Source organism: Acinetobacter guerrae, from assembly GCF_009372255.1.
GTDB classification, from domain to species: domain Bacteria; phylum Pseudomonadota; class Gammaproteobacteria; order Pseudomonadales; family Moraxellaceae; genus Acinetobacter; species Acinetobacter guerrae.
Window position 1 is genome coordinate 291,291 of the sequence record NZ_LXGN01000034.1, and the last position, 12,284, is coordinate 303,574.

Below are 12,284 nucleotides of genomic sequence, written 5' to 3' on the forward strand. Positions count from 1 at the left end.
ATTGTTGTATATCTGATTGGCAGGAGCATTTGTAAAGCTTGATCATTCCTAAATCGTAGGCATGCACATACCCTTACCCGATCAACACAATGATCAAGCCAATCGAGAGTTTTTAAAATGAATGGTCTGAGAGTCAAAATATTTTGAGCCTCAGCCTGTAAGGTTATTGTTGATCTAAACTCAAATGTCTATTAGTGACTTGGTTTACTCGTTTGGTTTTGGCGCCTTGAATTAAAACTGCAAGTCCAGAAAGTACTGCAGGAATCATGAGTAATGAAAACATAGTTGAAAATGGCATCCGTGAACTAATCATTGCCGCACCTGCAAAGGCACTTAAAATTGCCCCAAAGCGGCCTATGCCATTCATCCAACTTGCGCCAGTTGCGCGCGCCGATGTTGGATAATATCCTGTTGCCAATGCACTAAGCCCCACCGAACCACCATTAAAAGCGAAGCCTAAAATCCATGCAAAGACACACATCAACACCATATCCTGATTGAAATGCCCAAGCCCAAAAGTCGCCAGTGCTCCAATCATCATGGCAATAAACAGAACTAAACGTGGACGATAACGATCCATACACCAACCTAGCGTAATACTGCCAATTGGCCCACCAATCTGGAAGAATGAAGTGACGATAGCGGCCTGAGAAATGCTGAAATGATTTGCCTTAATTAAGGTTGGTAACCAACTGCTGCACAAATAAATCAGGAATAATGCCATAAAATAGCTTATCCAAAGCATAATCGTGCCATAACGATATTTACTAGAGAGGATAAGGCTTAAACCAGTTTTTTCAGTTTTGACTTCATTTAAATAAATGTGTTGCGCTTCATAAGATTGTTTTGGAAAAAGCCGTTTTAAAACAGTTTTTATCCTCGCTTGTGGTAGTGAATGTTTGACTAAATAAGTAATAGATTCAGGCATTTTCCAATATAAAAATGGCACTAAAACTAACGGCAATATACCCCCGAGAATAAGCATACTGCGCCAGCCAAACTCTGGAATCATCCATGCAGCTAGAAAACCACCAGCCGCAGCACCCAATGAAAACCCACAATAAGCGACAGTTACTGAAAAAGAACGGCGGTGATCAGGTGCATATTCAGAAGCCAGTGTTGCTGCATTGGGAGCAGCAGCGCCCGCACCTAATCCTGTTAGAAACCGATAAATGATTAAATGATTAATGTCGCTCGAAAAAGCCGTCAATAGAGTGAAAATACCAAAGGCCAACACGCTTAAAATGAGGACTGGTTTTCGTCCAAATTTGTCTGAAAGTGGCCCTGAGACTAAAGCACCCACAGCAAGCCCAACCAAAGCCGCACTTAAAACAGGTGCTAGTTCTTGAGCACTAACACCCCATTCCTGAATAATTTGTGGAGCGATCAATCCCATAACCACCACATCCAGACCATCTAATGCAATAATCGCGAAACAGAAAAATAAAATAAGTTTTTGAACTGTACCCATTTTATTTTCGTTGAGTATTGTTTTTACATCCGTCCTTTGCATCTGACTTGTGCTCATTAGATTCTCCTGAGAAAAGCACGAAGTGACCCTTCGGTATTTTTCTCAAAATACCGTTCCTTAAGGGCGTTTTTTAACTAAGCTGTTATGTTAAGGTGTGCGTAAAGCGGTTAAATGCACAGGTTTAACAATTTGATTGACTTGTGAGATCACCAATCCCTCCGATGCTTTTAAATAAATCTGAAATTCGGGATCGGTATCTCGAGCATGACTCCGTTTTTCATAATCATCCAGACTGTCATAGCCCCATAAATGCACCACCTGATTTAATGCCCCAATACTGGTGACATAGAAACCAAGAGGTTCACCCAAGTGTTTCTTTAAAACTGGCATGGCCAATTGATCGAACACTTCGAGAAATTTAGGCATACAACGCGGTGTAATGTTATAGATGCGATGATCTACAATCGGTTTATGAAACATGGTACGCCTCCTCCATGAGCTGGCTATTTACGGACTGTTTCTGTTTAGAAAGTAATAAGCCCTGACCACCCTTTGCTAAATCAGCAATATGCGACCCTGTGATATAACCAAAAGTCATAATTGGTCCAAGTGTAATGCCAGCTCCTGGATAATTCCCTCCCATAATGCTGGCACGATCATTCCCGACCGCATATAAACCACCAATTTTTTGATTGGACTGATCGAGAACTTCGCCTGTTACTGCGGTGCAGATTCCATCAAAAGTTCCCAAATCCCCCATAAACACTTTGACAGCATAAAAGGGACCTTGTTCAATCGGCGCCACACATGGATTTGGTTTATGTTCTGCATCAGCAAGATAACGGTTAAAAGAAGTAGAACCACGATGAAATTCAGGATCTTGACCTTTCACTGCGTCTATATTGTAACGCTCTACCGTTTTAACGAGCATATTGGCATCAATTCCAGCCTGCTGAGCTAAATCTTCCAGATGATTGCCTTTGATCAAATATCCTTTTTTTATTAATGAGCTTAATGGCATAGGTGCGGGCTTGGCATATCCCAAACCATATTTACTTATGGTCTTTTGATCACAAATTAGCCACATTGCCGTTTCATCAAATTGTTCACAAGCACGAAATAAATCTGCACCAACATCATGATATGAATTTGATTCATTGGTAAAACGCTTACCATTTTTCAAAACCCCAATGATGCCAGGTTTATAGCGATCCAATAAATGTGGAAATACTCCAAAACCATCTGCATACGGAACCTTAGAAACCGGCATCCATGCAGAAGTATCTTCATATTTAATATCCACGATTCCTCCTACTGATTCAGCCAAACGACAACCATCTCCCGTATTGGTTTTTGGAACAGGTGAAATATGTTCACCCCCACGTTTGATATGTGGATAAGCCTGTTTTAATCGTTCAATATCATGTGAAAAACCACCACAGGCCAATACCACACCATGCTTCGATTTGATTTGAGATAAATGCTGCTGATGTTTAACTTTTACGCCTGTCACTGTCCCCTTTTCAGAAATTAACGCCTGAACAGCAGTATCGGTATAAATCGGAATATTTAGATCAAATGCAGACTTTGCTAAACGTGCAGCCAAAGCATTACCACTGGTAACATTAGTTCCTCTTCCATAACGTGCTAATTCTTTTAAGTGAATTGCCAGTCGTTTCGCCACGTACATAAAGGAAGTAAAGGACTTGGTTGCATTAAAAAAATGCTTCAAATCGGCATTGGATGAATTAAACATCATTCCAATAAAAGTAATGGTTTTGAGGGGGGGACGTAGGCGTTTCATGTTGTCACCCAAACCACGAATATCATAAGGAACAGCCAACACTGAACGGCCGATATCCATACCTCCTGGTGCATCAGGATGATAATCTGGATATAAAGTTGGAATAAATTTTACCGTAGTCTCTTTTTCAAAAAACTTTAACATTTCAGGTGCGTAGTCTAGAAATGCATTTACTGCATCGTCATTGAAAAATTGTTTAGTTTCATGCTTTAAATACGTAAGTGCAGCCTCACGACTGTCGTGTATACCGTTTTGTTTAGCATGATGATTATTAGGAATCCACAGCACTCCACCAGAAAAAGCCGTTGTACCTCCAAAGACCTGATCTTTTTCCAATACAATTACATTTAAGCCTTTTTTTCTGGCAGTAATGGCAGTCGATAAACCACCAGCCCCTGCACCGACAACGATTAAATCACATTCAAGCTGTTCGGATAATGGTATATTCATAGTGTCACTCCTTGCGACAGTTGCATACGTTCATTCGCCTGAGCGATGAAGGCTTCACAATCCTGCTGTGATATCCAGAACGTTTTTTCTTTTTATTAAACTACTGAGCAAACTTAATTCCGACCAGATCACTTTGTTCTTATTCAGGCGATGATCGCGCAAATCAACCTTATATCGTGCATTGTTTATAAAAACGGCAGCCAATTATTATTTTTATTAAATATTTTAAAAAACAATAAATTAAAATTTATATATAAAAAAAGCGTTCATTAAGAACGCTCTTATAAGCTCAATCAGAGTTAAATCATGTCCCGAATTTCTTTAGCAGCTTCTTGCAACATGGGTAAAACCGTATTGACTAGATAGTGGTCGTTCACTTTACTCATCGGAGCCACTGCATTGAGTCCTGCTACGATATCACCCATTTGGTTAACAATCGGAATCGCAATCGCAGTGACCCCCAATTCATATTCTTCAGCAGAAATACAGTAGCCATTCATTTTAATCATATCCAATGCTGCTAAAAAAGCCTCCTCCTCGGTATAGGTATAAGCAGTAAATCGCTTTAAACCATATAACCTGATCCAGTTCTTTTGTTCTTCAAGTGATTTATGTGCCAGTAAAATTTTACCTGTCGATGAAGCATGTGCTGGAATACGATTGCCTAAATGAATTCCAAATGGGCTTATTCGGAAGTTGGCATTTTGTGGGACACTTCGGGCAATTGGAACGACCTCGTAGCTATCCTGTACCACGACTGAAAATACGAGTGAGGTTTTTTCGGATAAATGATTTAGAACAGACTGTGCAACTTTTGGTAAATGTGCGGTACTGAGAAAAGCCCCTGAAAACTTTAAGACTTTATGAGTGAGCCAATAAAAATAATCATCACTGTCTAAGTAGCCCAGAAATTTGAGGGTCTTTAAATAACGGCGCGCCGCAGTTCGGGTAATATCTGTACGCTCTGCAACCTGAGTCACATTGAGGCGCTGGCGGTCTGTGCCAAATGCTTCAAGAATACTCAGCCCTTTTGCCAGACCTGCAATATAGTCATCGTATTTAATAGTTTCTTGTGAAAGATCATGTTGAATAATTTGATCCCGCATTTTTTTTCCTTGTCATTCCCTGTCCGATATTCGCTCAGTATGTCTGAAGATCGTCTAAAATCACAGCCATGATCTAGAGCAAAAATAACTAAGCACGTAATTTAAAGATAAGGAACACATCAGAATCAGAGCATGTATGCCATGCACATCGCTTCGATCAGAATTTGGAATTAAGGAATCGTATTATGTCTAGATTAAAAAATAAAGTCTGTATTATCACTGGTGCAGCTTCAGGTATGGGAGAATCAGAAGCACAGGCCTTTGCACAACAAGGTGCCAAATTAATTATTGCAGATTTAAACCTTGAACAAGCGAATCAGGTTGCACAAAAAATTGTTAATGCTGGAGGTGAAGCATTTGCATGTCAGGTCAATGTCACCAAGCTAGATCAATTGCAACATCTAGTTGAATTTAGTATTGCGAAATTTGGGCGCATAGATGTACTGCTTAATAACGCAGGTATTTTTGATAAATATACCAATAGTCTAGACACTAGCGATGAACTATGGGATGCCATGTTTGACATTAATGTCAAAGCAGTGTTTCGTTTAAGCAATCTGGTTTTGCCAAAAATGATTGAACAAGGTTCTGGAACCATTATAAATATTGCATCTGTAGCTGGCTTAGTCGCACAAATGGGTGGAGCATCCTACACTGCATCAAAACATGCAGTCATTGGTTATACCAAACATTTGGCTGCGGTATACGCCAAACAAGGCATCAAGATTAATGCCATCTGCCCAGGTACTATTCGCACGCCTATGACCGCAAAAATGCTGGAAACCCGCCCAACTGACAAGATTCCATTAGATCGTTTTGGTGAAGCATCTGAAGTTGCAGATTTAGCCATTTTTTTGGCATCTGATGAAGCACGTTTTATGAATGGTGCCTGCGTCACTATTGATGGTGGATATACTATCGTTTAATAAAAACCCTAGTTCAATTTAAATTTGAACTGGGGTCGAAATATCATATGCTAAAAGACTTGATTAATAAGCGCGTGACTCACCTTGTTCATGTAAAAAATCCTGAATAAGTTTCACGACTTGTTCAGGTTTTTCTGCATGTAACCAATGTCCTACACCTTCAATGGTTTTAATTTCAGCCAGTGGAAATTGTTCACGAATATTTTTTTCATATTCTGTTTGAATATATTCAGACTTCGCGCCCTGAATAAATAAACACGGCTTATTCCACGGCTCAATATCATTCCAGCCAGTCAAATTTGGATATTGTTTTTCAAGCGCATCGACATTAAATAACCAATGCCCCTGATTAAAAGATTTGAGTAAAAACATAATCACGCCATCTTGTGGAATGTATTGTTTCATAATCTCTGTTGCTTGCTTACGACTCAACTCATGCGGCTCTGCACGAACAGCATTAATTGCATCCAGAATATCTCGATGACGATGCCCCTGATAAGCCACAGGGCTGACATCTAGTACAATCAATTTATCGACACGATCAGGATATAATCCTGCGATTTTCATGGAAGTTTTTCCGCCCATTGAATGACCAATTAAGCTGAATTGTTGAATACCAAGCTCATCTAAAGTATCGATAACATCCTGCGCCATAATTTCATAATTCATTTCATCACTGTGCGGTGATAAACCATGATTACGCAAATCAATTTGAATGATTTTATGATTGGTATTCAAGGCTCGAGCAATAACACCCAAATTCGACAAACTACCAAATAAACCATGTAATAAAACCACTGGTGTGTTACTGGTTGCATGATCTGATTCGACGATATGAGTATTAAGTATCATAAGGATTTCCCTGTATTTATTGCTCTATAGCTTAGACTAGCTCGGCTTGATCGTTTTTTTCAAGCGACAACTACATTTCAGTAGCAAAAAGAAAGCTCTCCATTGAGAGCTGTTGTTTTTTAATACAGATTTATGAAGCTAATGCCATTTTTTCAGCGCGCTGCTGAAGTTTTTTGACAGCTTCACGTGCCTGTGCGGCTAATTCCCACATATCCAGATTTGGGATGTGATTGTTTTCAATCACTGTCTTACCGCCAATCAGCATGTGTTTAATTTGTGCCTGACCACCACTGGCGACAGGTCCAATTGCCATATCGTGCAACCCCATATAGCGTGGATCATCCAGTTGATAAACCACCAAGTCAGCCTGCTGACCGACTTCAAGCGTACCAATATCAGATAAACCCAAAACCTGTGCCCCGCCTTGCGTCCCCCAACGAATGACATCCTCGACGGTCGCCGCATCAGCCCCGCCTTCAAACGTCCCACCATCATACTTTGGTTGGGCAAACATACCTTTACGGGCACGCTGTAACATCCATGTTGCATGAGTTTCTGACAACATATCTGCGGCTTCATTGGATGCAGCACCATCCACTCCAATTGAGATATTCATTCCCGCTTTTTCTAGAGTTACCACATCTGCAATGCCACTGCCGAGCCGCGCATTACTTTGTGGGCAATGTGCAATCCCTGTTTTAGTTTGCCCTAAAAGCTGAATTTCTTCAGGAAGTAACTTAACCAAATGTGCAAACCAGACATCTTCACCGACCCAGTCATGCTCAGCACAAAATTGAACTGGCGTCATGCCAAATTTGGCCCGCGCCGCATCCAGATAGTCCACCGTTTCAGATAAATGACTATGTAAGCGAATGCCTAAACGTCGAGCAACTTGTGCCGTTTCTCGTAATTGTTCTGGTGTAGTGGAATGTAATGCCGTAGTTGGCGCCATTACAATTCTTTTAAAGGCTTGTGGGCGACTATCATGATATTTACTAACTAAACGTTCAATATCAGCAATCACATTTTCAAATTTTTCTGGACGTAATGCCTGCGGAAGTTCTGCTTCCAGCCCACGGGTTAACGTCCCGCCACCACGACACAGGATAAAACGTAAACCTAGTCGATCGGCTTCATCGAATAAAATTTCCGCGCCATCAAAAGGCATATTTGGCCAATATAAATAATGATGATCTGCGACAGTACCACAGCCTGATCGCAACAGTTCAATCAAACCAATACGCGCTGCCAATCGAAAGCTTTCTTCATCAAAAGCCCCACGAAACCGATAGGGTGTGGAAGCCAACCACGGCGTCAAACTTTGATTAAGGCCTTGCGGCTCACCTTTCAAAAGAGACTGAAACAAATGATGATGGGTATTTACCCAAGCAGGATAAATCACACAATCTCGTGCATCGATTATCGTTTCATTGGTCTGCAAGCTGAGTGATGAGCCAATCTCGGTAATAACGCCATTTCCAATACGTATACAGTCTGCCTGAATACGTGCTGCTTCACCTGCCAGACCTGTTAAAATTGCGTGTGCATTTTTAATTAGATAATTCATCAGGTCTGCTCACTCTCATGCCATTTGTTTAAAAACATTTGACTTAACATTGACATCGCAACAAACAAAACCAAACCTGTACATGTAATCAAGAAGAGTGCTGCAAACATTAACGGTAAATCAAGCTGAAAACCTGCCTGTAAAATCTGATAAGCCAATCCTGCGCTGGTTCCACCAGTTCCAGCAACAAACTCGGATACCACTGCACCAATTAAAGCTAAACCACTTGAAATACGTAATCCACCAAAGAAATATGGCAAAGCATTTGGTACACGTAAACGCATTAACTCCTGCCAACGACTGGCTTTATTGATACGAAATAGATTCAACAAACCTGCATTGACACTGCGTAAACCTAAGGTGGTATTGGTTAAAATCGGGAAAATAGCAACCAACATGGCACATACCACCAAAGCCAAAGTCGTGTTCTGAATCCAAATAATGACTAAAGGCGCAATTGCAACAATCGGTGTGACCTGAAATAAAATGGCATAAGGCATAAAACAGGCTTCAATCACGCGGCTTTGTACAAATAAGAAAGCAATCAGCGTTCCAATCACAACGGCGCAAATAAAAGCCAGCAATGTCACTTTTAAAGTCACCCACAAACTGCCAAAAAGTAAGCCTGACTGAGACACCAGTGCATGACCAATATCGGAAGGTTTTGGAATCAGATAAACAGGGACATTGAGCTGTTGCAAACTAATTTGCCAGATCAATAATAAAATAACGCCCAAAGCCAATGGTGCAGCAATTCGTCGAAAAGTTGGATGATTCATTAAAGGTTTAACCATGATGCTCCCCTCCACTGGCTTGCTCTAATACTTCAGATAAATGCGCACATTGCTTCATGAAAATATCTGAGTTTCTAAAATGTTCATCGCGATGATCAGGGCCTTCAATCTGAATATCAGCAACTACTCGACCAGGACGCGCACCCATCACAATGACACGTGACGATAAAAAAACAGCTTCATAAATACTATGTGTGACAAAAACAATCGTCAGATCACGCTCAGACCACAACGTCCGAATATCACTGTCCAAACGATGGCGAGTAAATTCATCCAAAGCACCAAAAGGTTCATCCATCAACAATAAGTCTGGTTCCGTGACCAATGCACGAGCCAGTGATGCGCGCATCTGCATGCCACCAGAAAGTTCTTTCGGATAAGATTCACCGAATTTACCCAAACCAACAGAGGTTAAAGCTGCGGTTACTTTTTGGTTGCTGATATGTTTAGACACATGTCGCAAATCCAGAGGTAAACGCACATTATCCTGAATATTTGCCCACGGCATTAAGGTTGCTTCTTGGAACACCATTGCCATTTTGCACTGGGATTGCATATCAGTTTTACCATTCCAGCGCACCTGTCCCGCAGATGGCTGCTCAAGATCGGCAAACATTTTGAGTAAAGTACTTTTACCGCAACCCGATGGCCCAAGCAGTGACACGATTTCACCGCGCTTAATATCCAGATCAAACCGCTGTAAAGCATGTGTACCATTCGGATACACTTTTTCTACGCCACGCACCATCAGCATAGGGCTACTCAGGTTTGCACTGGGTTCTGTCGTAATACTGACCGAAACTGCTGAATTCATATGAGGTTCCCCCTCTGGCATTGATTTACGATCTAATCGATTGACTTAGTTTTTCTTGGCAGTGGGTTTAACAAACTGAGTGGTATAAGCCGCTTTCCAATCCACTTTGGCATCCAATAATTTAGACTGCACCATAAAATCACGCGTTTTCTTCCAGCGCGCATCTGTCATGACACCAATGCCCATCGTTTTTGCATCACCACCATCAATCAGACCAAGCTGCTTCATTTGCGTAACAGCAAAAGCTAAAAGTGGATCATCCATATTTGGATTTTCTTTTTTAATAATGGCATTTCCCGCAGCAGGATTTTTCAGATAGCTTTTCCAACCTTCCATAGAGGCTTCTACAAAACGGCGCATCACGTCTGGTTTGCTCTGTAAAAGATCATTACGGGTCACTAAGATTCCGCCATAGGCTGGATAGCCATCATTGGCAAATAAGAAAAATTTACTTGAAGGTTCTGCTTTCTTGGCCTGAAATACTTCTGAAGTCGCATAGGCCTGTTGTGCAACATTTTTACCTGCTAAAAACGGCTGCATATTAAAGGTATAAGGACGTGCTTGAGAGTTGTCTAATTTATATTTACCACGTAACCACGGCCACCAACTTGCCTGCCCACTGGTCGAAACTAAAACGGTTTTACCTTTTAGATCAGCCAGTGATTTTACATCGCTATGGGTAATGACACCTTGTGGATCAAACTGAAAAGGTGCAGCAATGGCTTTGATTGGGAAACCACTTTCGATTCCCTTTAAGACTTGTAAATCATAATTGATAATGACATCGGCGCGTTTAGCCAAGAGCAAGGTCATGTTATTGATTTGAGGGCCACCAACTTTGATGGTGACATCTAAACCATGTTTTTTATAAATCCCTTCTGCCAATGCTTGATAGTAGCCGCCTTGTTCTGCCTGTGCATACCATGTGGTTTGCAAAACAAGCTTATCATTTGCTTGAACAAAAGAAGTGAAAAGTAATGATGCGGCAACCACAGCCAAACGCGTTTTGCCTAAACGGTTATAAATTTTCATAATAAAAACCCCTGATGAATAGGTGAAAGCTTTTGCTATTCATTCAAAGGAGGAATTGAGTACGTTGGTCAATTTATTTTTGACACACTCTCAAGGCTTTTATATAACAAATAAAAACCTTGTCCCCCTAAGAGGAACAGCTTGCGCTGTAGAGCAATGTCCCATGCGACTGAACGCACTAACCGCTTATACTCAATTAGATATAAGCAAGGGCTATGCCAAAACAAATTCAAGATTAAGATATAAATAAATTGATATAAAGCTATTATGAAATTGATATATTTTAGTGGTAAAAAAATACGATCACTTTATTTATCAAAGTCTTAATTAAAATTTAGATATGACAATATGGTCACCAAATCAAGTTTAGCTGTAATCAAAATCGAAGCATTACCCCACATTCATTATTCACTGAACACAATGTTCTTTAATCAGCAGTACAGTCTCGTTTCATGGAATAAAGATAAAATGCATTAAATTGCATCTTTTATGTGCAAAAAATTTGTTTCGCTATATAACAAGTCAGAAAATAAATCTATTTGCACATCAGCTTATGCCTGAGCCAAAAGTTTACGTGCTTCAATCGCATGCTTTTCGCCTGAACCATATTCAAGTTGTTGTATCGGTAAATGCAGACTATAAAAAATTTGTCGCTGTTCGCAAAGCTCAACCAAAGCCATCATCCAGCTCAGTTTTTGTTCATGTTCCTGACATGGGATGTGCCTGTAATCAATTTCAAACTGATGCTGATCCGATTCATCTTCAAACATTTTGACAAACAAGCCTTGTCCTCGAGCAACCTGTTTCCATGAAACCGCCTGAAATGAATCTCCCTCCCTAAAATTACGAAGTTCACGAAACTCTTGCAGGTCATGCTGATTCAACTGATGTTGTTGTTTATATTCAAGCTCAAGATCCAAACTTTGCGGCGCAATCCAGATTTCGCGCTGTAAATAGAGATAAGTCCAAGCTCGTACTAGTCCAAACGGATACGTTGAAAAAATCTGGATCGCAGGAAATTCAAATTTACCTCGATGTGTTGGCGAAAAAACCAGTTCGACTTCTTGAAACATTTGATCGATAACAACAGTCTGTTCTTGAACACATATTCGTATTTGAATAAATCGTGTAATGACTCGTTGTTGTTTAAAATGCAGCTTTAAAATTAAAGGATGACCCAGTTGCCCCACATCAGGATAGATCATTTCAATGTGTAATTGATGAAGTTGCTTAAAGGTGAGATAAAAACTGATACATAGCACCGCACTAATCAAAAAACAAAAACCCAGTATCAGATTATTTGCATAGTTGATGCCTGCGATAAATGTGATCACAATCAACGCCAGATATAAAAACCCTTGTTGATAAATAAAAACTAAAATATCACTTTGTTTTAAAATCTTAAATTGATCGGCACGGAAACGTTTGGCAAACCATTTCTGAAAACCAGATTGCATGGCTGATTCTC

11 protein-coding genes are annotated in these 12,284 nt (G+C 40.4%); 1 reads left to right on the forward strand and 10 read right to left on the reverse strand.

The genetic code is table 11. The annotated features are described in order from the left end of the window. Positions 1-163: 163 nt before the first annotated feature. From A7A69_RS11125 to A7A69_RS11140, 4 genes are all read right to left on the reverse strand, one after another. The gene (locus A7A69_RS11125) at positions 164-1,528 is read right to left on the reverse strand and encodes an MFS transporter (protein ID WP_152877590.1); all 1,365 of its coding nucleotides are present in this window, start codon (positions 1,526-1,528) and stop codon (positions 164-166) included. 90 nt (positions 1,529-1,618) lie between these two features. Continuing rightward, positions 1,619-1,951, reverse strand: coding sequence for an NIPSNAP family protein (locus A7A69_RS11130; protein ID WP_151980211.1), 333 nt, complete (start codon positions 1,949-1,951; stop codon positions 1,619-1,621). Continuing rightward, on the reverse strand, positions 1,941-3,725 hold the full coding sequence (locus tag A7A69_RS11135) for an FAD-dependent oxidoreductase (RefSeq protein WP_152877592.1): 1,785 nt from the start codon (positions 3,723-3,725) through the stop codon (positions 1,941-1,943). The genes A7A69_RS11130 and A7A69_RS11135 overlap by 11 nt, the downstream gene beginning before the upstream one ends. Positions 3,726-4,024: 299 nt before the next feature. Then, on the reverse strand, positions 4,025-4,831 hold the full coding sequence (locus tag A7A69_RS11140; RefSeq protein ID WP_152877594.1) for an IclR family transcriptional regulator domain-containing protein: 807 nt from the start codon (positions 4,829-4,831) through the stop codon (positions 4,025-4,027). A gap of 185 nt (positions 4,832-5,016) precedes the next feature. Here A7A69_RS11140 and A7A69_RS11145 point away from each other — a divergent pair, with 185 nt between their 5' ends. Next, positions 5,017-5,757 carry an SDR family NAD(P)-dependent oxidoreductase gene (locus A7A69_RS11145; protein ID WP_152877596.1) on the forward strand — a complete coding sequence of 247 codons (741 nt, stop codon included), beginning with the start codon at positions 5,017-5,019 and terminating at the stop codon, positions 5,755-5,757. A gap of 63 nt (positions 5,758-5,820) precedes the next feature. Here the strand turns inward: A7A69_RS11145 and A7A69_RS11150 are convergent, their stop codons facing one another. From A7A69_RS11150 to A7A69_RS11175, 6 genes are all read right to left on the reverse strand, one after another. Continuing rightward, positions 5,821-6,609 (reverse strand): alpha/beta fold hydrolase, encoded by a 789-nt coding sequence (locus tag A7A69_RS11150; protein ID WP_120368902.1) that lies wholly within the window; start codon positions 6,607-6,609, stop codon positions 5,821-5,823. A 130-nt stretch (positions 6,610-6,739) separates the two neighbouring features. Then, entirely contained in the window at positions 6,740-8,176 is a 1,437-nt protein-coding gene (locus tag A7A69_RS11155; protein ID WP_152877597.1) for an amidohydrolase family protein, read from the reverse strand. Next, a complete protein-coding gene (locus A7A69_RS11160) occupies positions 8,176-8,970 on the reverse strand; it encodes an ABC transporter permease (RefSeq protein WP_120368900.1) in 795 nt (264 codons plus the stop codon). Before A7A69_RS11160 ends, A7A69_RS11155 begins: the two co-directional genes overlap by 1 nt. Beyond that, positions 8,963-9,784 (reverse strand): ABC transporter ATP-binding protein, encoded by an 822-nt coding sequence (locus A7A69_RS11165; RefSeq protein ID WP_120368899.1) that lies wholly within the window; start codon positions 9,782-9,784, stop codon positions 8,963-8,965. Before A7A69_RS11165 ends, A7A69_RS11160 begins: the two co-directional genes overlap by 8 nt. Before the next feature lie 45 nt (positions 9,785-9,829). Beyond that, positions 9,830-10,816, reverse strand: coding sequence for an ABC transporter substrate-binding protein (locus A7A69_RS11170; protein WP_120368898.1), 987 nt, complete (start codon positions 10,814-10,816; stop codon positions 9,830-9,832). Positions 10,817-11,367: 551 nt separating this feature from the next. Continuing rightward, on the reverse strand, positions 11,368-12,273 hold the full coding sequence (locus A7A69_RS11175) for a DUF58 domain-containing protein (protein WP_152877599.1): 906 nt from the start codon (positions 12,271-12,273) through the stop codon (positions 11,368-11,370). Positions 12,274-12,284: the final 11 nt, after the last annotated feature.

Excerpts from the sequence above, each read along its gene's own strand:
- A7A69_RS11125 (WP_152877590.1), bottom strand. The coding sequence starts at position 1,528 with ATGAGCACAAGTCAGATGCAAAGGACGGATGTAAAAACAATACTCAAC.
- A7A69_RS11130 (WP_151980211.1), bottom strand. The coding sequence starts at position 1,951 with ATGTTTCATAAACCGATTGTAGATCATCGCATCTATAACATTACACCG.
- A7A69_RS11135 (WP_152877592.1), bottom strand. The coding sequence starts at position 3,725 with ATGAATATACCATTATCCGAACAGCTTGAATGTGATTTAATCGTTGTC.
- A7A69_RS11140 (WP_152877594.1), bottom strand. The coding sequence starts at position 4,831 with ATGCGGGATCAAATTATTCAACATGATCTTTCACAAGAAACTATTAAA.
- A7A69_RS11145 (WP_152877596.1), top strand. The coding sequence starts at position 5,017 with ATGTCTAGATTAAAAAATAAAGTCTGTATTATCACTGGTGCAGCTTCA.
- A7A69_RS11150 (WP_120368902.1), bottom strand. The coding sequence starts at position 6,609 with ATGATACTTAATACTCATATCGTCGAATCAGATCATGCAACCAGTAAC.
- A7A69_RS11155 (WP_152877597.1), bottom strand. The coding sequence starts at position 8,176 with ATGAATTATCTAATTAAAAATGCACACGCAATTTTAACAGGTCTGGCA.
- A7A69_RS11160 (WP_120368900.1), bottom strand. The coding sequence starts at position 8,970 with ATGGTTAAACCTTTAATGAATCATCCAACTTTTCGACGAATTGCTGCA.
- A7A69_RS11165 (WP_120368899.1), bottom strand. The coding sequence starts at position 9,784 with ATGAATTCAGCAGTTTCGGTCAGTATTACGACAGAACCCAGTGCAAAC.
- A7A69_RS11170 (WP_120368898.1), bottom strand. The coding sequence starts at position 10,816 with ATGAAAATTTATAACCGTTTAGGCAAAACGCGTTTGGCTGTGGTTGCC.
- A7A69_RS11175 (WP_152877599.1), bottom strand. The coding sequence starts at position 12,273 with ATGCAATCTGGTTTTCAGAAATGGTTTGCCAAACGTTTCCGTGCCGAT.